Below are 22,607 nucleotides of genomic sequence, written 5' to 3' on the forward strand. Positions count from 1 at the left end.
CTAGTCCTGCTCTCCCCCATGAACATCTCCCGCCCCTTCATCCTGCGGCCGGTGGCGACCGTCCTGTTCATGGCGGCAATCCTGATCTCGGGACTGGTCGCCTATCGCGAACTGCCGGTCTCCGCGCTGCCGCAGGTCGACTACCCGACGATCCAGATCCTGACCTTCTATCCGGGGGCGGGACCGGACGTCGTCGGTTCTTCGATCACGGCGCCGCTCGAACGGCAGTTCGGTCAGATCCCCGGCCTGACGCAGATGACCTCCAGCAGCTCGGACGGCTGTTCGGTCATCACGCTCCAGTTCGACCTGAACCTCGACATCGACATCGCCGCCCAGCAGGTCCAGGCGGCGATCAACGTCGCCTCGACCTTCCTGCCGCAGGACCTTCCGAACCCGCCCGTCTACACGAAGACCAACCCGGCCGACTCGCCGATCCTGACGCTTGCGCTCTCGTCCAAGACCCTTCCGCTCTCGAAGGTCCAAGACCTCGCCGATACGCGGCTGGCCCAGAAGATTTCGCAGCTCAGCGGCGTCGGCCTCGTCAGCATCAGCGGGGGCCAGAAGCCCGCCATCCGGGTCCAGGCCAATCCGACCGCGCTGTCGTCGCTGGGGCTCAATCTGGAAGACGTGCGGGTCGCGCTGGAGCAGGCGAACGTCAACCAGGCCAAGGGGAGCTTCGACGGACCGCAGCAGACCTACGTCATCGGGGCGAACGACCAGCTCTTCACGAGCGACCAGTACAAGAAGCTCGTGGTCGCCTACCGCAACGCGGCGCCGGTCGTCCTCTCGGATGTGGCGGACGTCGTCGACGACGTCGAGAATCTCCGGCAGGCGGCATGGATGAACGACACCCCCGCGGTGGTCGTGAACATCCAGCGACAGCCGGGGGCGAACATCATCGAGGTGGTCGACCGCGTGAAGGCTCTCCTGCCGCAGCTCCGGGATTCGCTCCCCGCCGCGGTCAGCGTCGACATCCTGACCGACCGGACCTTCACGATCCGGGCCTCGGTCCACGACGTCCAGTTCGAGCTCGTCCTGACGATCGGGCTCGTCGTCATGGTCATGTTCGTGTTCCTGCGGAACATCCCCGCCACGATCATCCCCAGCGTCGCGGTCCCGCTGTCGCTCGTCGGGACGTTCGGCGTCATGTACCTGCTCGGCTACAGCCTCAACAACCTGACGCTGATGGCCCTCACGATCTCGACCGGCTTCGTCGTCGACGACGCGATCGTGATGATCGAGAACATCATGCGGTACATCGAGGCGGGGGAGCATCCGCTTCCGGCGTCGCTCAAGGGAGCCCAGGAGATCGGCTTCACGATCGTCTCGCTGAGCGTTTCGCTCATCGCGGTGCTGATTCCCTTGCTCTTCATGGGGGACATCGTCGGGCGGCTCTTCCGCGAGTTCGCCGTGACGCTGAGCGTCACGATCCTCGTCTCGGCGGTCGTCTCACTGACCCTGACTCCCATGATGTGCGCCCGGTTCCTCAAGCACACGCACCCGGAAGATCACGGCTGGATGTACCGCACGTCCGAAGCGACCTTCGAGGCGATCATCCGCTGGTACGGGGCGACCCTCCGCTGGGTCCTGCGGCATCAGGCCGGGACGATGGTGGTCGCCGTCCTGACGCTCGTCGCCACCGGGTATCTCTACGTCATCACCCCCAAGGGCTTCTTCCCGGTCCAGGACACGGGCGTCATCCTGGGGATCTCCGAGGCGCCGCAGGACATCTCGTTCCAGGCCATGAAGGAGCGGCAGCTCGCCCTGAACCGGGTCATCCTGGAAGACCCCGCGGTCGACAGCCTGTCGAGCTTCATCGGGATCGACGGCACGAACACGACGATCAACAGCGGCCGGATCCAGATCAACCTCAAGTCGCTCGAACACCGCAGCGAGCACGCCCTGGCGATCATCCGCCGCCTCCAGCCGAAGCTCGAAGAAGTCAGCGGCATCCGCCTGTATCTCCAGCCGGTCCAGGACCTCTCGGTCGAGACCCGCGTCAGCCGGACGCAATACCAGTACAGCCTCGAGACACCGAGCTCCGACGAGCTGGAGGAGTGGAGTCCCAAGTTCGTCGCCGCTCTCCGGCAGCTTCCCGAGCTCCGCGACGTGGCGAGCGACCAGCTTGAATCGGGACTCCAGGCCCACGTCGTGATCGACCGCGACACCGCCTCGCGGCTGGGGATCACGCCGCGGATGGTCGACGACGCCCTGTACGACGCCTTCGGGCAGCGGCAGGTTTCGATCATGTTCACGCAGCTCAACCAGTACCGCGTGATCCTGGAGGTGAAGCCGGAGTTCCGCAGCGGTCCCGCCGACATGGGGAACCTCTACGTGAAGCCCGCCCTCGGCGGCGTGACCCCCCTCAGCTCCTTCACCCGCGTCGAACAGCGGACCGCGCCGCTCACCGTGAACCACCAGGGACAGTTCCCGGTCGTGACGGTCTCGTTCAACCTCGCCCCCGGTGTCTCGCTCGGCGAGGCGGTCGAGGCGATCCACCGGGCGAAGGAAGAGATTCAGCTCCCGCCGAGCATCGTCGGCAAGTTCCAGGGGACCGCCGAAGCGTTCCAGGCCTCGCTCCGAAGCACGCCGCTCCTGATCCTCGCGGCCCTCGTCACCGTCTACATCGTGCTCGGGGTGCTCTACGAGAGCTACATCCACCCGATCACGATCCTCTCGACCCTTCCGTCCGCCGGCGTCGGGGCGCTCCTGGCGCTGCTCATCTACCGGATGGACCTGAGCGTCATCGCGCTGATCGGGATCATCCTCCTGATCGGGATCGTGAAGAAGAACGCGATCATGATGATCGACTTCGCGCTCGAGGCGCAGCGGAACCAGGGGATGTCTCCCTACGACGCGATCTACCAGGCGTGCCTCCTGCGGTTCCGCCCGATCATGATGACCACCCTCGCGGCTCTCTTCGGCGGTGTCCCGCTGGCCCTCGGAGCGGGGGTCGGCTCCGAGCTCCGCCGCCCGCTGGGGATCACGATCATCGGCGGCCTCCTCTTCAGCCAGGTCCTGACGCTCTATACGACGCCGGTCATCTACCTCTGGTTCGACTGGCTGGCGGCCAAGCTCGGCCTCCCGAGCCCGTCCGATTCGATGATGGCTCAGGAACAGGCGGAAGAGTCCCATACCCCGCCGGCCGAGCATCACGAGATGGAGCTGGTGCACTGATGGGAGCCATGCCGCACAACGCCGGGACGAAACGCGGGGGGATTTCGCCATGAACCTCTCCCGTCCCTTCATCCTCCGGCCCGTCGCGACGACGCTGCTGACCGTGGCGCTCACGCTGACCGGCATCCTGGGCTACGGTCTCCTGCCGATCTCTCCGCTGCCGCAGGTCGACTTTCCGACGATCTCGGTCAGCGCCAGCCTTCCCGGCGCCAATCCGGAGACGATGGCCTCCGCAGTCGCGACGCCGCTCGAGCGGCAGTTCGGGCGGATCGCCGGCGTCACCGAGATGACCTCGACGAGCTCGCTCGGTTCGGCCGGGATCACGCTCCAGTTCGATCTCGATCGGGACGTCAACGCCGCCGCCCGCGACGTCCAGGCGGCGATCAACGCGGCCCGTAGCCAGCTCCCGGCGAACCTGCCGAACAACCCGTCGTACCGCAAAGTGAATCCGGCCGACGCGCCGATCATGATGCTGTCGCTGATGTCGAAGACGTACACCAAGCCGCAGATGTACGATGTCGCGACGACGATCCTCTCGCAGAAGCTCTCGCAGGTGACCGGCGTCGGCCAGGTCTTCGTCGGCGGGGGCTCCGCCTCGGCGGTCCGGGTCGACCTCAACCCGACGGTCCTCAATCACCTCGGCGTGAGTCTGGAAGAAGTCCGTGCCGCTCTCTCGAACGCGAACGCCAATCGGCCCAAAGGGAACATCGAGGGCTCGGGGCGGAAGTGGTCGATCAGCTCGACCGACCAGCTTCTGGAAGCCAAGCAGTACCGGCCGCTGATCGTCGCCTACCGCAACGGAGCGGCGATCCGGCTGGAGGATGTCGCGGCGGTCGAGGACTCGGTCGAGGACATCCGGGCCTTTGGTCTCACCGACGGCGAGCCGGCGATCACGATGCTGATCTTCCGTCAGCCCGGCGCGAACATCATCAAGACGGTCGACGCGATCCACGCCCTGATCCCGCAGCTCGAGGCCCAGATCCCGGCCGACATCGAGGTCCGGGTCACGATGGACCGCACGGCGACGATCCGCGGCTCGCTGCACGACATGCAGTTCACGCTCGTGCTGTCGGTGTTCCTCGTGATCCTCGTCGTGTTCGTCTTCCTGCGGGACGTGCGGTCGACGCTCATCCCCAGCGTCGCCGTGCCTGTCTCGCTCGTGTCGACGTTCGGGGTCATGTACCTGTTCGACTACAGCCTCGACAACCTGTCGCTGATGGCCCTGACGATCGCCACGGGCTTCGTGGTGGACGATGCGATCGTCGTGGTCGAGAACATCAGCCGGCACCTCGATGAAGGGGTTCCTCCGATCCACGCGGCGCTCCTCGGCGCCAAGGAGATCGGCTTCACGGTCCTCTCGATCAGCGTCTCGCTCATCGCGGTCTTCATCCCGATCCTGATGATGAGCGGGATCGTGGGGCGGCTGTTCCGCGAGTTCGCCGTGACGCTCTCGGCTTCGATCCTCATTTCGCTCGTCGTCTCGCTGACGACGACGCCGATGCTCTGCGCCCTGTTCCTGAAGCCGGTCGACCCGACGAATCGCGGGAAGCTCTACCGGATCAGCGAGCGCTTCTTCGACGGCATCCTGGGACTCTACGAGTGGACCCTCCGGGGCGTCCTGCGGCACCAGTGGGTGACGCTCCTGGTGACGATCGGGACGGTGGCTCTCACCTGTTACCTGTACGTCATTATCCCCAAGGGCTTCTTCCCGCAGCAGGACATCGGCCGGCTGGGAGGGAACATCGTCGCGGACCAGGACACGTCGTCGCAGGTGATGCAGTCGCTCGTGCGAAAATTCTCCGCGGCCATCATGGAGGATCCGGCGGTCTCCGGGGTCTCGGTCTCGACCGGCTCGTTCGGTGGCGGCGGGGGCTCGAACCAGGCCCGGATGTTCGTCACGCTCAAGCCGCTTCGCGAACGGCAGATCAGCGCGGATGACGTGGTGGTCCGGCTGCGGGGGAAGCTGGCCCGCGTTCCCGGGGGGACTCTGTTCCTTCAGGCGATGCAGGACCTGCGGGTCGGCGGACGTTCGAGCAATGCTCAGTATCAGTACACGCTTCGGGGGGCGTCGGTCGCGGAGCTGACCGAATGGGTGCCTCTCGTCGCGGGCGAGATGCGGAAGATCCCCGGGCTCGTCGACCTGAACTCCGACCAGCAGGACCGCGGACTCCAGACGCGGCTGGAGATCGACCGGGCGACCGCCGCGCGGCTCGGGATCAACATCGCGACGATCGACAACACGCTCTATGACGCGTTCGGCCAGCGTCCCGTTTCGACGATGTACCGGGCGCTCAACCAGTACCGCGTCGTGATGCAGTTCAAGCCGGAGTTTGCCCAGGGGCCTGCGGACCTGCGCCACATCTACATCAAGTCCCCCGGCAACACGCAGGTTCCGCTGAGCGATCTTTACGAGGAGAAGGTCCGCAACAGTTCGCTTTCGGTGGCTCACTCGGGGCAGTTCCCGTCGGCGACGGTTTCGTTCAATCTCGCCAAGGGGACTTCGCTGAGCGCGATCGTTCCCGAGGTGGAGGAGATCGCGCGGCGTCTTGGGCTGCCGCAGAGCATCCAGGGGCAGTTTTCAGGGACGGCCCAGGCGTTTCAGGACTCGTTGCGGACGCAGCCGTTCCTGATTCTGGCGGCTCTTGTGGCTGTCTACATCGTGCTGGGGATCCTGTACGAGAGTTACATCCATCCGCTGACGATTCTGTCGACGCTCCCTTCGGCCGGAGTCGGGGCGCTCCTGGCACTGATGTTGTGCGGGATGGAGCTGAACGTGATGGGGTTGATCGGGATTCTGCTTCTGATCGGGATCGTGAAGAAGAATGCGATCATGATGATCGATGTGGCGCTGGAGTCGGAGCGGAACAAGGGGCTGCCTTCGGAGCAGGCGATCTTTGAGGCGTGTCTGTTGCGGTTCCGGCCGATCACGATGACGACCTTGGCGGCGCTGCTGGGGGGGATTCCCTTGGCGATCGGGGTGGGCGAGGGGGCGGAGCTGCGGCAGCCGCTGGGGATTGCGATTGTGGGTGGGCTGATTTTCAGCCAGATGCTGACGCTGTATACGACGCCGGTGGTGTATTTGTTTCTGGATCGGTTGAGTCGGAACAATCGGAAGTTGCCGGCGGTGGCGGTGGAGGGCGTGCGGCCGGAACCGGTGTTGGGGGCGGGATAAGGCACGTCGAACGACGTCCCTGCCGGCGCAGCTTCCATAGCTCAAACCCATCGTGCGACGGCCACTGGGGTCAAGGGGGCCTCGCCCCCTTGCCGCCGGAGGCACTCCTGTGAGGAACCGTGGTACACAACGGACATCCGCTTTGTGGTACCCGCGTTGAGGACTCCCTCACATCACACCGCTGGCTTTGCAATCCCCGCGGGTTGGTGAGGGGGCATACGACACGGTGTCCGCGTTTGGACACGGCGCGCTTCAGACATCTCCCGACGGCCAGGCCTCCGGCGGGCAAAGGGCCAAGAAAAACAACCCAGGCCCCTCTGCACTCCCCACCAGGGTACCCCTGGACCCGGTCGGAGTGGCGGCGATAGGGAGGGCCGCTAAGCTCTCCTGATGCGCTTTCTGGTCACCGGCGGGGGCGGGTTCCTCGGCCGATATATCGTCGAACAACTCCTCGCCCGCGCGGACGGTCCCCACGCGGTCTCCATCTTCGCGCGCGGCCCCTACCCCGAACTCTCCAAACTCGGCATCGACGTCATCCGCGGCGACCTCACCGACCCCGTCGCCGTTGCCTCAGCCTGCCGCAACCGCGACGCCGTCTTCCACGTCGCTGCCGTCCCCGGCGTCTGGGGCAGCTGGGAAAAATACCACTCCATTAACACCCTCGGGACCGAAAACGTCCTCGCCGGCTGCCGACAACAACGAGTTCCCCGCCTCGTCTACACCAGCTCCCCCAGCGTCGTCTACGACGGCCGCCCCCACGAGGGCGCCGACGAATCGCTCCCCTATCCCCCCGACGACGCCTACCTCTGCCACTACCCCCACAGCAAAGCGATCGCCGAACGGGCGGTCCTCGCCGCCAACGGCCCGGACCTGGCCACCGTCTCCCTCCGCCCTCACCTCATCTGGGGCCCCCGTGACAACCACCTCATCCCCCGCCTCATCCGACGCGCCAAATCGGGCCGCCTGCGACGCGTCGGAGACGGAGCGAACCAGATCTCGATGTGCTATGTCGAGAACGCCGCCGCCGCGCACCTCCAGGCCTTCGACGCCCTGGCCCCCGGCTCCCCCTGCGCCGGCAAGGCGTACTTCATCAATGAGCTCCAGCCGGTCTTCCTCTGGGACTGGGTCAACGAACTCCTGACGCTCGCGGGTCTGCCGCCGGTGAAGAAGTCGATCTCGCGCCGCATGGCGTGGAACCTCGGCGCCCTCTTCGAGTCGGCCTACGGCCTCCTCCACGTCCGCAGCGAGCCTCCGATGACGCGGTTCCTGGCGGCTCAGCTTGCGGAGTCGCACTGGTACAGCACAACCGCCGCCCAGCGGGACTTCGGCTTCCGCCCCCTCGTGAGCGTGGAGGAAGGAATGCGGCGCATGGAGCCCGACCTCAAACGCCTGGCCAGCCGGGCTCGGTGAGACGGAGGAGGTCGGATTGGCGGGCGGCCGCGACAATTCGGCGAGCGACTGGGGTGGGGAAGGGGCCAAGGCACAAGGGGCAGGGCAGTAAGCGGTTGACCCGGCGATCAGGCGAAGACGCTGAAGGCGTCAAACAACATAGCCTGGGGCAACGCCCCAGGTCCGATGCATCACGAACGAGTGAGCCCTGAAGGGGCGTCACAAGAGGGGCCTGCGATGTCGCAATCGCTCGTGAAAAACCATCTCCATCTGGTCTTCAGCACACGAGCCCGGACGCCTTGGTTGAAGGACCACATCCGCCCCGAGCTGCATGGCTATCTCGCCGGTGTCCTCTCCAACCTTCAGTCGCCCGCCAAGGTGATTGGAGGTGTGGAGGACCACGTCCACTGCCTCTTCTCGCTCTCAAAGAACCTCTCGCTCGCCAATGTCGTCGAGGAGGTGAAGAAGAGTTCCTCGCGATGGATCAAGGAGTCGTTTCCGGACTTGAACCGGTTCTACTGGCAGCGCGGATACGCGGCGTTCTCAGTCAGCGAATCGAACGTCGAGGCAGTGGCCAACTATGTGCCGCGACAGGTCGAGCATCACCGTAAGTCGACGTTTCAGGAAGAGCTACGCGCTCTCTTCCAGAAGCACGGCGTTGAGTTCGACGAGCGGTATGTGTGGGACTGAGTTGTGTCGCCCCTACAGGGCTCAGCGTCTCCCACGGCGCCCAGACCTGGGGCGATGCCCCAGGCTAGGGTGTTGCACGCCTTCAGCGTGAGGACTCGCGGACCCACACAGCACTGCCCACAACCGCGGGACGAATCGGATTGCATCCAGCTCAGGACGGCGTCTCCGACCGCTTCTTGAAGCGCGGCGATCGTTGCCATGTCGTGGCCGGGGCGGTTTCGTCGACGACTTGAAACAGCCGCCGCGCCCGTTCGCCGCGGACGCTTCCTTCGCTGTCGAAGGCCGAGGCCGGGAGGGCGGAGAGGATCTCGCTCAGGAACTCTTCCTGGAGCGGGATCCGCGCTGTGGCGACGGCGTGGTTCGGGATGCTGGCGCGGAGGGCGGCGGAGGTCAGCGACCACAGTCCCTCGTAACCGGGATGCCGCCGTGAGTGTTCGAAGGTCGTGCTCGAGTCGATGGCCCGTTCCAGCGAGAACCCGGCCGCCTCGACTCCGTAGCGGGCGATGAGCGGGCTGATCAGGAGGTCGGTCCATCGCTCCGTCCGGCGGCGAAGGATGTCGAGCAGCGCGGCCCGGCCGTTCCAGTCGTCCCACTCGTTCGTGAGGACTTCCAGCACGACGTTGCGGGCTTCGAGGTGCCAGCGGAGCGCCTGATGGATCAGACCCCGGCCGCGGATCTCGCGGCGGCGCTCGGCGGTCGCCAGCAGGATCGCCGCCCAGACCCGCGAGAGGACGTCGGCGACGAAGAACTCTTCGATCAGCGGAGCCCAGTCGTCGGCGTTCCGGGCCTCGGCAAAAAAACGGTTCCACTGGGCGTGCCGGCGGCGGGCCTGAACCCAGTACGCCTCGGCGAGCCGCGATGCGTCGACCTCCGGGCTTTCGACGATGTGAGAGGCGTGCCGCATCATCAGTGATGCAAGGTCGGTGAAGTCGCGGAGGGTCACGGGCGGCCTTCGTGGGGTTCGGCGGACGAGGCGAGGTTGCCGAACAGAGACGCTTGGCAAAGCGGGTGCCGTCCATTCCGACGCACGCCTGAGTGTGTGGCAAGATGCTGCAGTTGTTGGCTTTGTGTCCGAACGCCATCCGGCTTAGCCCCTGGCCGTGTTGCCGGATTGCAACAGCCGGAGGGGAACGTGATGCCGGAAGACCGTGCGACGACAGGCGGAAGCCGGAAGGTGCCCCACGGAATCGCTCCGCGCCGTCGAGGCCAGCTTGGGATCTCGTGAACCCTCAAGCCCGGAACTCGAATCCTCGTCACCGCTTCCGGTCCCAAAGCTACAGCCCGCGCCCCGCAACCGATACGATGTCCTGGCCGCTTCCGCATGAGCCGCGGGCGGCGCAACAAGTCGACGGAGGAACCATGTCTCAGGATCTTGTTCGCCTGCAACCAAAATTTGACGTCTCGCGGCGGGGCTTCGTGACCGCCTCTCTCGCGGCCGGCTTCGCCCTCGCGGTTCGCCCGGTCTCCGCGGAGACGATCACGACCGACTCCGAAGGGCTGATCCAGGGCGAGGTCAAGATCCCGGTCAAGGACGGGGAGATCCCCGCCTACCGCGCCCAGCCGGACAAGAAGGGACCGTTCCCGGTCATCGTCGTCGTGCAGGAGATCTTCGGCGTCCACGAGCACATCAAGGACCTGTGCCGCCGGCTCGCCAAGACCGGCTACCTGGCAATCGCTCCCGATCTGTACGTGCGGCAGGGGGACGCCTCGAAGGAAGCGGACATCCAGAAGCTGATCGCCACGATCGTCTCGAAGGTCCCGGACGAGCAGGTGATGTCCGATATCGACGCGACGGTCGAGTGGGTCAAGAAGAGCGGCCAGGGAGACACGTCGAAGCTCGCCATCACCGGTTTCTGCTGGGGGGGCCGGATCGTCTGGCTGTACTCGGCGCACAGCAAGGACGTGAAGGCGGGAGCGGCGTGGTACGGCCGGCTCGTCGGCGAGGCCGATCCGCTGCATCCCAAGCATCCGGTCGATGTTGCCGGTGCGCTGAACGCGCCGGTGCTCGGCCTGTACGGCGGGGCCGATTCGGGAATCCCGGTCGCCTCGGTCGACAAGATGCGGGAAGCCCTCAAGGCGGCCGGCAAGCCGTCGGAGATCGAGCTCTATCCCGACACGCCGCACGGCTTTAACGCCGACTACCGGCCGACGTACCGTGAGCAGCAGGCCAAGGACGCGTGGCAGAAGATGCTCAACTGGTTCAAGAAACACGGCGTCTCGTAACGACAGAGAGAAACGTCCGAGCCTCCTCTCCCGGGACGGCGCGTCGTGGACTCCACGATGCGGTCGCGACGGGGGACGTGGTGAGGTCGGAACGGCAAGCAGGAGTCGACGGCCATGGCGGACAAAACCCCTCGTAACTACAGCGCGCACCAGCAGAAGATCATCTCGCGGTACTACGACAACCGCGATGAAATGGACGAGCAGAAGCTCAGTGAGCTCGTCACGAATCTCTATCTGGCGACGACGGAGAAGCAAAAGGCCAAGCACTGGCAGACGGCTGAAGACGCCATGACCCGGCTCGAGGTCCCGGCGACCCGGATCGCGCACATCATGTCGAAGAAGGATCCCGCGATCCTGGCGGCGGTCGTGCAGGACTTCCAGACGGGCAAGCTCAAGAAGCCCGCGAAGAAGCCGCCCGTGCCGAAGGAGTAGGGCGATCGAGGCGGAATGGGAGTCCGGTCAGCCTCCGCGTTACGCGGGCCAGTGCCGCGAGCGTTGACCGGAACACACCGGCGAAACGTGCCGTACCGTCGCGGCGGATGTTGGCTCGGTCCATGAGTTCTGGAACCGCCGCTGTAGAGTTCTCGGATCGCTTCCCTTCCCGGGCCCCGAGACATGCGCCGTATCCGGAATGTCGTGATCGTCGCCCTGGGGCTTCTTGGTTCGGGATGTGCCGTTGCGAGCAATCGTTCCTATGAGGTGAAGCGCGACGGCATGATTCGCGACGGCGACTATCAGTTCGGCTTTCGCGTGCACAATTCGGGCGACGTCAACGCCCTCTGCCGGGAACCGCTGTTTATCCCGTTCCTGGTCTACGCGGAGTATCAGGGGCCTCCTTTCTCGGTGACCCTGGATCTGTGGGACCACGAGGACCGTCTGGAGCAGGTCGACGTCACGCGAGTCACGCTGGTCCTGGAAAACGGACAGGAGGAAGAGGTTCCTGTTCCACAAGCGTTCTGCACGTTTCGGGGGAAGAACGGCGTTCGGACGGCGTCGTTGCCGGTCGTGGAGAGACTGACGCGACACGAACCGCTGGAGCTGCGCGTCGAGGCGGTCATCCGCCATTCGGATGGAACACGGGCGCCCGTCCGGATGTCCGGCCAGCTCGTCCCGCAGAAGCGGCAAGGGATGACCGATGCCGTGACCTTCACGGCCTTCGGAATCACGTAGAGCGGCGGCCGCGACTCGCCCGTGCGGTGGGCTTTCATCGCCTCCGATTCTTTCCGCGGGCTGGTGGCGTCTTCAATCAGCACTCGCTTATGATTGGGCTCCCGCCTGAACTGGCTCGCCTGTTCGACGTCCTCCCCCCGCCACTGCCTCAGCGAGTTCCCCGTGACACGATCCGGCTCCTCTCTGGCTGTCCGCTTCCTGACCGCCGCTCTTCTGCTCTCGGGTGGGGGAGCTGTCGCCCGGGCTCAGGCTCCGGCGATCTCGGCGGTCGCTCCACGCGGCCTCGCCCCCGGACAGCAGATCAATGTCGTGGTCCGCGGCGAACGGCTCGTCGGAGCGAAAGGTCTGTGGGCCTCGTTCCCGGCCGATATTGCCCTGGCGGCGATCGACAAGAACGGCACCGATGCGGCCCAGGTGACCTTCCAGATCACCCCCCAGCCCGAGGCCCCGCTCGGCATCCACGGCCTCCGGATCCTGACCCCCGGCGGTGTCAGCCCGATCTATCCGGTCATGATCGACCCGCTCCCGGTCGTCGCCGAAGCCGGCACGCACAACACCCCCGCCACGGCCCAGGAGATCACCCTGCCGTGTGCGGTCGAAGGGACCGCCGACAGCCTGGGCCGCGACTTCTTCCGCTTCACCGCCAAGAAAGGGGAGACGATCTCCTTTGAAGTCTTCGCCCGCCGACTCGGTTCGCCTCTCGATCCGAGCCTCGTGATCCACCGCGCGGACGGCAAGCAAATCACCTACTGCGACGACGCCCTCGGCCTGAGCTCCGACTGCCAGCTCGCCTTCACCGCGCCAGACGACGGCACCTTCCTGGCCGAAGTCCGCGACATCCGTTTCCAGGGGGGCGGCAATCACGCCTACCGCCTGCGGGCCGGACAGTTCCCGCTCATCAACCGCGTCGTGCCGTCGGCCGTCCAGAAGGGACAACCGGGGACGATCCAGCCCGCCGGCTCGCTCGTGAAGGACATTCCCGCCGCCACGGTCCCGGCCGGGGACAGCACGTGGCAGGGGGTCCGGTTCCGGGCTTCCGACGCCGCCGCGGACGGGTTCACCTGGGTCTCGGTCGTCGACTCGCCGGTCTTCACCGAACAGGAACCGAACAATACGCCGGCGGAAGCGAAGCCGATTCCGGGAGCGCCAGGGGCGCTGTGCGAAGTCCACGGCCGGTTCGATGCGCCGGGAGACGTCGACCGGTTCGTGATCGACGCCAAGGCCCAGCAGCGGGTCGTGATCCGGGGGATCACCCGGCAGGAGGGCTGGCCGACCGACCTCAACCTGCGGCTCCTCAACAAGGACGGCGGCCAGGTCGCGGCGGCGGAAGACCAGGGGGCCGATGAAGGGATGATCAACTTCACGTTCCCCGCCGATGGCCCCTACACGCTCGAACTCACCGAGCTCCTCGGCCGCGGCGGTCCGGAGTTCGGCTACCGTCTGGAGCTGGAGCCCTATGCCCCCGGCTTCGCCCTCGAAGCCTCGACGGAGTCCGTGACGATCCCCGCTGGCGGCGTCGTCCCGGTGACGGTCACGGCGTCGCGGCTCGACTACGGCGGCGCGATCGATCTGGAAGCGGTCGGGCTGCCGCAGGGAGTCACCTCGGTCCCCACGCGGATCGGCCCCGGCATCAACTCCACGGTCCTGACGCTCCAGGCGGCCAAGGACGCCCCGCAGGCGAACCTGGCGATTGTTCGCATCGTGGGGAAGGCCAAGATCGGCGATCGGGACGTGCAGTCGACCGCCGGTCTGGAAGACGCCCTCAAGGCGAAGTGGTCCGGCGTGAAGGTCGTTCCACCGTTCGCGGCGGAGGAGATCGCGCTCGCGGTCGCTCCCGCGTCGAAGCTCTCGTTGCGGGTCGAGCCGGCGGAGGTCGTCTTCGGTCCCGAGCTCAAGGCGAAGGTGAAGGTCATCGCCGAGCGGGGCGAAGGGCTCGACGAGGCGATCACGCTCGCGACGGAACCCGCCAAGGACGCCGTCCCGGCGACGATCACGATCGCCCCGAAGCCGATTGAGAAGGGGAAGAACGAAGTCGAGATCGAGTTGACCGGGGGTGAAAAGGCCCCGCTCGGTCCGTTCACCCTCGTCTTCCTGGGGACGCACAAGAAGGGCAATGACACCACGACCGCCTACACGCCAGGGGTTGGCCTGAAGCTCGAAGGGGCGTTCACGGTCCAGGTCGACGGAAACCCGAAGAAGATCGCCAAGGGGGCCGAGCTGCCGGTCAAGGTGCAGGTCCAGCGGAACCCGGCGTACCAGGGGGAGATCAAGCTGACGGCCGACAAGCTCCCCAAGGGAGTGACCGCTGCGGAAGTCGTGATCCCGGCTGACAAGTCCGAAGGGGATCTGGTCCTCAAGGCGGCGGCCGACGCGATGCCGGGCGAGGCCAAGGAGGTCGTCCTCCAGGCGGTCTCGCCGGCCAATGCCAAGCTCAAGGCGACCGCTCCGGTCCCGGGAATCGTCGTCGAATAGTCTTGGACCGCCGTCGTCCGTGGAAGAAGATGCATCGAGTTCGGCTCAGTGCTCCAGCGTTCCGCCTTCGGCCTTAAGCCTTCCGGCTCACTCCCATGATTCCCATCTTTGTCACCGGCACCGATACGGGGGTGGGCAAGACCTGGGTCGCCTCGCTCCTGATCCGCGGACTGCGGCAGGCGGGCCATCGGGTTGGCGCCTACAAACCGGCCTGCAGCGGAGCCGAGACCGCGGCCGATGGCACACTCCACTGGGACGACATTGACGCTCTGGCGGCGGCGGTCGATGACCCGCATTTGTCGATTGATGCCATCTGCCCGCAGCGGTTCGCCGCTCCCCTGGCTCCGCCGCTGGCGGCGGCTCGCGAGGGGAAGGACGTCAATCGCAGTCAGCTCACGACCGGGATCGACTGGTGGCGGAGTCGCGTGGACGTGCTGGTGATCGAAGGGGCAGGGGGGATCCACTGTCCGATGACGCACCAGACGACGCTGGCGGACATCCTGGCGGTCTGGCGGTTTCCGACGGTGGTTGTTGCGGCCAACCGGCTCGGGACGATCAACCACACGCTGCTGACGATTGAGGCGGTCCGTTCGCGCGAGATCCCGCTGCTTGGGTTCATCATGAACGATGTGGGGCCGCACCTCGACCGGTCGGCTCGGGACGAGAACATTACGGAGATTGTCCGTCGTGGGCGGGTGGCGTGCCTGGCGCACGTCGATTGGGAGCAGCGGGAGATGGATGTCGGCTGGACGCAGGACGTGCTGGGCGGAAAGACTTAACTCGCGTCCTCGCCGGCACGACTCGATAGCTCAAACCCAACGTGCCACGGCCGCTGGGGTCAAGGGGGTCTCACCCCCTTGCCGCCGGAGGCCTCTTCCATCAGGAACCGTGGGACACAACGGATGTCCCCTTTGTGGTACCGGCGTTGAGGACTCACCGCTCGCTCTGGACTCCCCGCGGGTTGGTGAGGGGGCATCCGGCACGGCGCCCGCGCTCGGATGCTCACTCCTTCAGACATCTCCCGACGGCCAGGCCTCCGGCGGGCAAGGGGCATTCTGCCCCCTGCACCCCCTGACCAGGGTGCCCCTGGACCCAGCTCTTGCTGTCACTTTGTACGCCGCGCCCACGGCGGCCAGAACGCCTTCAAACTCTCAATGATCGGCCGCGGGTCACGCCACGATAACCGCGGATGCTGATGCAGCTGAAGCATCGACTTGAGGTAGCCCGCGACCGTCAGGTCCCCGTTCCAGAGAGCCCCCTTCTTGCGCGAGAAGCAGCAATAAAGATCCGCCGGGATATCGATCCAGGCCACCCCCCGTTCCCGCCGCCGCCGTGGCTTCCGCGTCTCGCGACCGAGCAGGAACGCCAGCAGATGATGTCCCGAACGGTCCGCCAGCGCGAACTGCAACCAGGGACGCGGGTTGACCTCAATCACAAACAGCTCGCCCGTCGCGTCGTCGTACAGGATCTCGATCTCGGCCAACCCATACAGGTCCAGTCGTCGGGCGATCGTCTCAGCCAGTTCCTGGACCCGTCTCTGCGGAGCGAGCGCCACATAGGTGCCGGCTGCACAGTGCCGCGGTGCGGGACGGACCCGCTCAGCAACCAGACTCTCAATCTCCCCGTCGCGGCGGCGGGCCAGTCCCACCGAGTAACAGCGGATCGAAGGCCGCAGCAGCGATTCCGCAAGCACCGGCTCCACGGCCGCGGATCGGAACCGCTCCAGGACGGCGGACAGTTCCTCCGGCGAGCGGACCTCGACCGCCTTCGGAACTTCCCGTGACCGATGATGGCACGTAATCCGTGGCCGGACCACAACCGGAAAATGAACCGCGCCGGAGTCCGCCACGTCGTACCGCCGCGGCGTCGGGACCTCGTTTCGGTCGCACCAGCCGTGGAACGCTTCCTTGTCGAGGCAGAGTCCGAGCGCGGCGTCGTCGGCGTGCAGGATCTGGAACCGCCCCGCGAGCTGGTCGCGGTGCTGCTGCAGGAATCGAAGCCAGACGTCGCTCTCGGCCAGCAGCGCGGTCGGGCCCCCCTGCGACAGGGTCCGGAGTGCTTCGAGGACTTCGGCCGGATGGTCGGAGCGGAGCTGTCGGAACTCGGCAAAGCGGCTGTAAGCGGCGTCGCGGCGCTCCGTGTCGAGCACGATGGTCCGGAGCCCGACGTCCTGTCCGCTGCGGACGACGGCGAGCGCGGTGGCCGAGGCTCCGAGAATCACAAGCGTCGTCAACTCACGTCGCTCCCGGCGGGAAGACGACAGGGGAGGCGGCGCGGGAACCGGTGTCGGAGCGAACACACTCGTCCAGCCGGACGATGTCTTCGAACCGTTCACGTTCGCGGAGGCAACGGACATGGCGGCCCTCAATCAGGACAATGGCAGGTCGCGGCTGCGAGAAGTTGAGCTGGTTGGGAACGAAGTACGCCCCGGCATCCATCACGGCCAGGATGTCCCCGGCCCGCGGCGCGGGCATCCGCTTGTGCCGCGCCAGAACATCCCCCGGATGGCAGAGCGGCCCATACAGGTCGCACGTGGCGGCTTCGGGCTCGTTCATCCGGCTCGCCGGGAAGATCTGATGCGTCTCCCACTCCAGCGGCAGCGTGAGATTCTTTCCGCCGTCGAGGATCACCGAGCGGCGGCCGTCGCCGGCCTCTTTCACCGCCAGGACTCGCAGGAGCAGCACCTGGGCGCTGCTCGTGATCGCCCGGCCCGGCTCCAGCAGGATCTCGGGCTCCCGGTCGCCGCAATGTTTCCGGATCAGCGGAACCAGGGCGGCGGCGTAGTCGTCGGGTGTCGGGCAGTCTGCCGGGATCGCCAGTCGGGCCGGGTGTCCGTGATGGTTCAGGCGGTCGTCCCAGGCCGATCGAGTCCGGACCGTCGGAACGCCGAAGCCGCCGCCGAAGTCGAAGCTCTCGATCGTCACGCCGAGCTTGCGCTGGAGCGTGCCGGCAAAGCGAAGCACCTCTTCGACCGCGGTCGCATACGCCGCAACGTCCTTCACGCCGGTGCCGATATGCAGGTGCAGCCCGACCGGTTCGAGTGCCGGATGCCGCCGCATCTCGGCGAAGGCCCCGAGGGCCGAGCCGTCGGCGAGACTCAGGCCGAACTGCCCCGACCAGCCGACCGAGGTGACGACGCGAAGCCCGACCCTCGGCCGCTTCCCGAACTCCCGGGCGGCGGCGGCAATGGTCTCGATCTCATGCAGGCCGTCGACGTGAATCAGCCGGATCCCCGCCTCGACTGCCTGCCGCAGTGACTCCGGCGTCTTGCCGGGGCCGTTGTAGACGATCTGCTCTCCGGGAACCCCCAGCTGGAGCGCGAGCCACAGCTCGAAGGGAGAGATGACTTCGGCCAGCGTCCCCGCTTCATGCAGGATCTGCAGGACGCCGGGGACGGGATTGGTCTTGTACGAGGAGGCGAGCCGGACGCGGGGATACCGCTGCCGGAAGGGGCCGAGGAAGTCTTCGACGTTCCGCACCAGCCGCTCGCGGTCGACGACATGCAGCGGCGTGCCGTACTGCCGGGCGAGGTCGACGAGCGAGACATCCCGGATCGCGAGCTCACCGCGGTCGTTAACGCCGCAGCCCCACAGCTGGGGAGTGAGCCCCCCGTGCTCGCGCGGCAGGCCCGCCCGCTCCCGCCGATCGGCGCGGACGACCCGCTCGACCATGACGGAGGTCACGGCCCGTTTGAGTCGTCGCGTCAGCGTCAGCCTGGGCATCGAATGGGGGAGGATTCGGGTTCCGAAGTGTGCGAAGGAACTGCGGTAATCTTGCCCGCCAAACGGTCGTCTGCCTGACGACTTCGTAATATTGGCCGCCAGTTGCGAGAAGACCGCATTCCGGATGTTCCGGTTCCAGCGACTGCGCCGGGTTTCGAACTCCTGTTGACTTTCCGCAACGGCCGGACGATGGTCCCGTCGAAATGCTCCCGCTCGAGGCCCCCTCTTCGCCCCCGCTCGAATCGGCTCCGGTCCCCTCCGGAGGTCCGCCCGGTGAACACACGGACGCGTCGGGACCGACGCCGCTCGACCGCCGTCTGGCTCCCGTCATGTTCGGGCTGACGACGCTCTTCACGCTGACGCTCGGAATCCTGCTGCACCTGCCTGCCGGCCAGGCGGATGAGCCCTACGCGATCGGCATCTGGATTTGTGTTGCCATCCTGGCGGGGGCCGCGGGGCTGCTCCTCCTGGAGGCGCTCGGCCATTCGGTGGCGGGGACGCCGCGGTGGGGGCGGGATCTCGTCTGCGTTCTCTTTCCGCCGGCGCGGCTGGTGGGACGGGACCATGCGGGCGGCCGGCACGTCTGGCTGCCCGGCCTCGGCTGGCGGGTGGCGGACGACGAGCTGGCCGAAGAAGTCGAACGGCGGCTGGGGCTGCCGATGATCGGCGTGGCGCTGCTCGTCCTGCCGCTGCTGGGCGTCGAGATGATGTTCCTCGACAAGCAGGAGCAGCTTCGGGGTTGGGAGTTGGCGCTGCGGCTTTGCTCCGCCTTCATCTGGACGCTGTTTACGATGGAGTTCCTGGTGATGATCACGATCGTCACCCGGAAGCTGCAGTACGTGAAGCAGCACTGGCTTGATCTGGCGATCATTCTGTTGCCGCTCGTCGAGTTCCTGCGGGCTCTTCGGATCGGTCGTCTTTTGCGGCTGCATCAGCTCACCAAACTCAGCCGGACGGCGCGTGTCTTCCGGATGCGGGGGATGCTGATGCGGACCTGGCGGGCGTTGTTGCTGCTGGGGGTGGTGCGGCGGCTGCTGAAGGGGTCGACGGCGAAGCAGATTGCGGCGCTGCAGGAGCGGATTAGGACGGCTGAGGAGGAGTTGGCCGAGATGCGGACGGAGCTGGCGCAGCTGGAGGCGGAAGCGGCGTCCTTGCCGGCACGACTCTCGTAGTTCAAACCCAACGTGCTACGGCCGCCGGGGTCAAGGGGGCCTCGCCCCCTTGCCGCCGGAGGCACTTTCACGAGGAACCGTGGTAAACAACGGACGTCCCCTTTGTGGAACCGGCGTTGAGGACTCACCGCTCGCTCCGCAATCCCCGCGGTTTGGTGAGGGGGGCATACGGCACGTTGTCCGCTCTTGGACACCAACTCCTTCAGAGATCTCTCGACGGCCAGGCCTCCGGCGGGCAAGGGGGCCAGAGAAACAACACAGGCCCCCTTGCATCCCCCACCAGGGGTTCCCCCTGGACCCCGGTTCTAAAGCTCCATCAAGACTCAACGCGCCCGAGCCGCGTACACCTGATAATCCATAAACCCGCTCCGCAACGGCTCGGTCCACTCGACCTCGAACACCGGCTCCAGCAGCGACGCATAATGCTCCGCCGTGCGAATCAGACCCCCCGCATCCAACCGGTGCACCAGCCGCCCCACCAGGTTCCCCGCACTGCGGGTCGGGACATCCTCCCACATCAGGAGCCGCCCCCCCGGCCGCAAGACCCGACGAACCTCTCCCAGCAACGCCCCCGCACCGGCATCATCAAGGTGATGGATCACGCCGCACAACAGCGCGGCGTCGAACGCTCCATCCGCCAACCCCAGCCCGCGGGCATCCATCGCGCAGAACACATGGGCCGAATTGCGGACACGAGCCCGTCGAAGGAACTCCGGCTGCAGATCCACCCCCAGATAACGCTCCGGCGGAAAACTCGCGGCCAGCAGTCCCGAGCCGCACCCGACGTCGAGAACCCGCGGACCCGCCTCCGGGAACTCCCGCGCAAGCAACTCGCGATGCCGCCGAAACCCCCCTTCGCAAAGCCCCCGCGCGAAGTCGGAGAACCCCGGATGGCAGGCCAGTCTTTCAAGGAGGGAGACGAGAAAAGTCACTTGGAGGGATCCACCGGCGCGAAGGTGTAGTGGATCAGCCGCGCGGTGCGGAATTCATGGCTCTCCTGCTCCCGCCCTCCCGCCTTCCGGACCAGGTACTGAAAGCCGTGCAGCGACGCCAGGTTGAGGTCGGTGTCGGTCGCCGCGGCGACCCAGAACGTCGGCTGCTCCGCGTCCCGCAGCTCCTCCAGCCGTTCTTCAAAGTACCGGACCATGCCGCCGTTGCTCTTCCACAGGAACGGGAGAGCGAACCGCGGGTGGGGCTGCTTGAGATAGAACCGCCCGAGGCGGCTCGCCGTGTAGTCGTGCATAAGAGGGTCGCGGTAGTCGCGGGGAATCAGGAACCCTTCCCCCAGGCCGCTCTGGACGAAGAGCGGCTCCCCCGCGATCCCCTCCTGGCCGACGATCCGGGCGATCTTCCGCCACTCGCGCGAGGCGACGGAACCGAGCCGCCTCAGCCGCCAGGGAGGGGTGTCGGCCGTTACTGTGGCGACCGTCGCGGCCATGAGGCAGCCGGCAATCGCCGGCAGCGGCCGGACATTCCGCACGATCATCCAGGCGATGAAGCAGGCCCCCGGCACCGCAAAGCCGATGCGGTACCGCGAGTTCGCCAGGCTGGCCAGATCCCCCTGGCAGACGATCGGGACCAGGAGCGCCGGCACCAGACCCCAGAGCCAGAGTGGAACGGGGGGGAGGCGGTTGACCCAGACCGTCCCGAAGACCGGCCGCGAGACGAACCGGTCGACGATCCGCGCCGCGGCCCAGCCGGCCGGGAGCCCCAGCCACCAGATCTTGCTGATATCGCGCCAGAAGGGGAGGTCCCCCTGGAAGCCGAAGTGCCGGCCGTCCTCAGCCATCCGCAGAACGGAAGGAATGAGCGGAACACCGCCGACGGCGACGATGCAGCTGCAGAGGAACAGCCACCGCGTGGTGTGCTTCCCTTCCAGCACGATGGGGAGGAGCGTCAGGAACTGGAAGATCACCACGAAGGCGTTCAGGTAGTGGGTCCACATGAGCGCCACGGCACACAGGGCCCACAGGGGACCCCAGCGGCGCTCGTCCGGTGCCCGCAGCCAGCGGACCGCCAGCCAGAAGCCGATCGTCGCCAGCAGGAGCGACAGGCCATACACGCGGGCGAGGCGGACTTCGCTCACGACCGCCGGCCAGCACGAGAGGATCAGCGCCGTCAGGCTTCCGAGCAGCGGCCCCTGCAGATCCCGCCCCAGCCAGTATGCCGCGGCGATCGCCCCCCAGAAGCAGAGGATCCCCGGGAGCCGGAAGACGAACTCCGACTCGCCGAAGACCTCGAGGAAAGCCCGCTGGATCAGCGGGGCGAGCGGCGGGATGTTCTCGTAGTTGAGGCTCCGGATCGCGAGGGTCGAAGGGTTCTCCGGGCCGGTGAGCCAGTAGGTCCCGTGCTCGTCGAGCGCCAGCGGTCCCGCCCACAGGACCGGCGTCATGAAGGCGACGCCGGACAGGAACGCCAGCACGAGGATCCACCGCGCCCAGTCGTCCGCCGCATACGTTTTCGCGGGACTTGCCTCCTGCGACGGGGAGAGGGCCTGCGCGGTGACGCGGGACTTGGCGGACGATCGCTCGACCGCGGGAGCCTGCGGGGCGGCTGTGCCGGCCACGATGAGGGTCTTCAAGTCGCGTTCTCCGGAGCGGGGGTGGGGACGGAGACGAAAGCGGGGGCAGCGATCTCGCCGGCCAGCGGCTTGCGGCCGACGGCGACAATCGAGCAGCCGAAGGGGAAGCGGATCCCCCGGGCGATCAGCCAGTTTTCGAAGGTGACGATCGAGAGCAGCAGGCGGTTCACCGGCCCCGACGGGACCGAGAGATCGGAGACCGCCTCGTCGCGGCCGACGGCCCGGAGGCCGAGCAGGTCCGGGAGCCGGCGGAGAACGACGAGGGGAAAGAGGAGCGAGAGGCGGTACGTCAGGGTCTCGATCTGCAGCTCCAGCGACGCCAGGAGATCCCGGATCTGCCCGAGCGTGAACCGCTCCCGCGTGTGGACCGCGGCGTCGTGGGCGCTGTAGAGCCACTGATAGGCGGGGACATGCAGGAGCAGCGCCCCTCCCGGCGCGAGGCTGTCCCGGAGAGCGGCCAGCCCGTCGCGGGCGGGACCGAGCCCCGTTGCGTAGAGGACGTCGCAGCAGAGGACCAGCTCATACGGCGCGTGGCGCAGCTCGGGCCGGGTCAGGTCGGAGCGGTAGACGTCCGCCCCCGGGTTTTTCTCCCGCGCCCGCAGGACCGCGTCGTCCGAAAGGTCGAAGCCGGCGAGGTGCCGCGGATGAAGCTGCTCCGCGATGAGTTGCAGGTTCCCCCCCGTGCCGCAACCGGCGTCGAGGATCGAGGTCGGCGCCGGATCGGCGGGAAGCGACGTCCGGAGGAGCTGTGCGAGGAGTCCCCGCAGCCCCCGGAACCACCAGTGGTCCCGTTCGGCGCGATCGAGCCGTTCGTACTCGGCAGCGTTCATCGCGGTTCC

Annotated in this window: 16 protein-coding genes; 10 read left to right on the forward strand and 6 right to left on the reverse strand. The window is 66.8% G+C overall.

Translation table 11 applies throughout. The annotated features are described in order from the left end of the window. Positions 1-18: 18 nt before the first annotated feature. The 4 genes from VT03_RS23870 (at position 19) to tnpA (ending at position 8,428) form a co-directional block, all read left to right on the forward strand. A complete protein-coding gene (locus VT03_RS23870) occupies positions 19-3,177 on the forward strand; it encodes a multidrug efflux RND transporter permease subunit (RefSeq protein WP_075095326.1) in 3,159 nt (1,052 codons plus the stop codon). A gap of 49 nt (positions 3,178-3,226) precedes the next feature. After that, positions 3,227-6,349 (forward strand): multidrug efflux RND transporter permease subunit, encoded by a 3,123-nt coding sequence (locus tag VT03_RS23875; protein ID WP_075095327.1) that lies wholly within the window; start codon positions 3,227-3,229, stop codon positions 6,347-6,349. Positions 6,350-6,739: 390 nt separating this feature from the next. Beyond that, positions 6,740-7,759 (forward strand): NAD-dependent epimerase/dehydratase family protein, encoded by a 1,020-nt coding sequence (locus VT03_RS23880; protein WP_075095328.1) that lies wholly within the window; start codon positions 6,740-6,742, stop codon positions 7,757-7,759. 216 nt (positions 7,760-7,975) lie between these two features. Next, a complete protein-coding gene (tnpA, locus tag VT03_RS23885; protein WP_075095329.1) occupies positions 7,976-8,428 on the forward strand; it encodes an IS200/IS605 family transposase in 453 nt (150 codons plus the stop codon). A 151-nt stretch (positions 8,429-8,579) separates the two neighbouring features. Here the strand turns inward: tnpA and VT03_RS23890 are convergent, their stop codons facing one another. Further along, positions 8,580-9,371 (reverse strand): hypothetical protein, encoded by a 792-nt coding sequence (locus VT03_RS23890; protein ID WP_075095330.1) that lies wholly within the window; start codon positions 9,369-9,371, stop codon positions 8,580-8,582. 416 nt (positions 9,372-9,787) lie between these two features. Between VT03_RS23890 and VT03_RS23895 the strand changes: the two genes are divergently transcribed. From VT03_RS23895 to bioD, 5 genes are all read left to right on the forward strand, one after another. Continuing rightward, entirely contained in the window at positions 9,788-10,651 is an 864-nt protein-coding gene (locus tag VT03_RS23895; protein ID WP_075097263.1) for a dienelactone hydrolase family protein, read from the forward strand. A gap of 114 nt (positions 10,652-10,765) precedes the next feature. Next, positions 10,766-11,083, forward strand: coding sequence for a hypothetical protein (locus VT03_RS23900; protein WP_075095331.1), 318 nt, complete (start codon positions 10,766-10,768; stop codon positions 11,081-11,083). Positions 11,084-11,266: 183 nt separating this feature from the next. Further along, on the forward strand, positions 11,267-11,821 hold the full coding sequence (locus VT03_RS23905; protein ID WP_075095332.1) for a hypothetical protein: 555 nt from the start codon (positions 11,267-11,269) through the stop codon (positions 11,819-11,821). A gap of 162 nt (positions 11,822-11,983) precedes the next feature. Next, positions 11,984-14,293, forward strand: a complete 2,310-nt coding sequence (locus VT03_RS23910; RefSeq protein WP_075095333.1) for a PPC domain-containing protein — start codon at positions 11,984-11,986, stop codon at positions 14,291-14,293. 95 nt (positions 14,294-14,388) lie between these two features. Continuing rightward, positions 14,389-15,072: a dethiobiotin synthase gene (gene bioD / locus VT03_RS23915; RefSeq protein WP_075095334.1), complete on the forward strand. Its 684-nt coding sequence runs from the start codon at positions 14,389-14,391 to the stop codon at positions 15,070-15,072. Between the two features lie 326 nt (positions 15,073-15,398). Here the strand turns inward: bioD and VT03_RS23920 are convergent, their stop codons facing one another. Further along, entirely contained in the window at positions 15,399-16,526 is a 1,128-nt protein-coding gene (locus VT03_RS23920; protein WP_075095335.1) for a hypothetical protein, read from the reverse strand. A gap of 1 nt (position 16,527) precedes the next feature. Beyond that, positions 16,528-18,015, reverse strand: a complete 1,488-nt coding sequence (locus VT03_RS23925) for a diaminopimelate decarboxylase family protein (RefSeq protein WP_075095336.1) — start codon at positions 18,013-18,015, stop codon at positions 16,528-16,530. A 203-nt stretch (positions 18,016-18,218) separates the two neighbouring features. On the opposite strand from VT03_RS23925, the gene VT03_RS23930 reads away from it, so the two are divergent. Next, on the forward strand, positions 18,219-19,187 hold the full coding sequence (locus tag VT03_RS23930) for a hypothetical protein (protein ID WP_075095337.1): 969 nt from the start codon (positions 18,219-18,221) through the stop codon (positions 19,185-19,187). Between the two features lie 323 nt (positions 19,188-19,510). On the opposite strand, the gene VT03_RS23935 is transcribed toward VT03_RS23930, so the two are convergent. Genes VT03_RS23935 through VT03_RS23945 form a run of 3 tightly spaced genes read right to left on the reverse strand, consistent with a single transcriptional unit; the run spans position 19,511 to position 22,598 of the window. Continuing rightward, positions 19,511-20,119, reverse strand: a complete 609-nt coding sequence (locus tag VT03_RS23935; RefSeq protein ID WP_075095338.1) for a class I SAM-dependent methyltransferase — start codon at positions 20,117-20,119, stop codon at positions 19,511-19,513. Next, positions 20,116-21,768 (reverse strand): glycosyltransferase family 39 protein, encoded by a 1,653-nt coding sequence (locus VT03_RS23940; protein WP_075095339.1) that lies wholly within the window; start codon positions 21,766-21,768, stop codon positions 20,116-20,118. Before VT03_RS23940 ends, VT03_RS23935 begins: the two co-directional genes overlap by 4 nt. Continuing rightward, complete coding sequence (locus tag VT03_RS23945; protein WP_075095340.1) at positions 21,765-22,598, reverse strand: class I SAM-dependent DNA methyltransferase; 834 nt, start codon at positions 22,596-22,598, stop codon at positions 21,765-21,767. Before VT03_RS23945 ends, VT03_RS23940 begins: the two co-directional genes overlap by 4 nt. Positions 22,599-22,607 lie beyond the last annotated feature (9 nt).

The organism is Planctomyces sp. SH-PL14, from assembly GCF_001610835.1.
GTDB lineage: Bacteria > Planctomycetota > Planctomycetia > Planctomycetales > Planctomycetaceae > Planctomyces_A.

What these genes read in the sequence shown, in the direction of transcription:
- VT03_RS23870 (WP_075095326.1), top strand. Translation starts at nt 19, where the DNA reads ATGAACATCTCCCGCCCCTTCATCCTGCGGCCGGTGGCGACCGTCCTG.
- VT03_RS23875 (WP_075095327.1), top strand. Translation starts at nt 3,227, where the DNA reads ATGAACCTCTCCCGTCCCTTCATCCTCCGGCCCGTCGCGACGACGCTG.
- VT03_RS23880 (WP_075095328.1), top strand. Translation starts at nt 6,740, where the DNA reads ATGCGCTTTCTGGTCACCGGCGGGGGCGGGTTCCTCGGCCGATATATC.
- tnpA (WP_075095329.1), top strand. Translation starts at nt 7,976, where the DNA reads ATGTCGCAATCGCTCGTGAAAAACCATCTCCATCTGGTCTTCAGCACA.
- VT03_RS23895 (WP_075097263.1), top strand. Translation starts at nt 9,788, where the DNA reads ATGTCTCAGGATCTTGTTCGCCTGCAACCAAAATTTGACGTCTCGCGG.
- VT03_RS23900 (WP_075095331.1), top strand. Translation starts at nt 10,766, where the DNA reads ATGGCGGACAAAACCCCTCGTAACTACAGCGCGCACCAGCAGAAGATC.
- VT03_RS23905 (WP_075095332.1), top strand. Translation starts at nt 11,267, where the DNA reads ATGCGCCGTATCCGGAATGTCGTGATCGTCGCCCTGGGGCTTCTTGGT.
- bioD (WP_075095334.1), top strand. Translation starts at nt 14,389, where the DNA reads ATGATTCCCATCTTTGTCACCGGCACCGATACGGGGGTGGGCAAGACC.
- VT03_RS23925 (WP_075095336.1), bottom strand. Translation starts at nt 18,015, where the DNA reads ATGCCCAGGCTGACGCTGACGCGACGACTCAAACGGGCCGTGACCTCC.
- VT03_RS23930 (WP_075095337.1), top strand. Translation starts at nt 18,219, where the DNA reads ATGCTCCCGCTCGAGGCCCCCTCTTCGCCCCCGCTCGAATCGGCTCCG.
- VT03_RS23945 (WP_075095340.1), bottom strand. Translation starts at nt 22,598, where the DNA reads ATGAACGCTGCCGAGTACGAACGGCTCGATCGCGCCGAACGGGACCAC.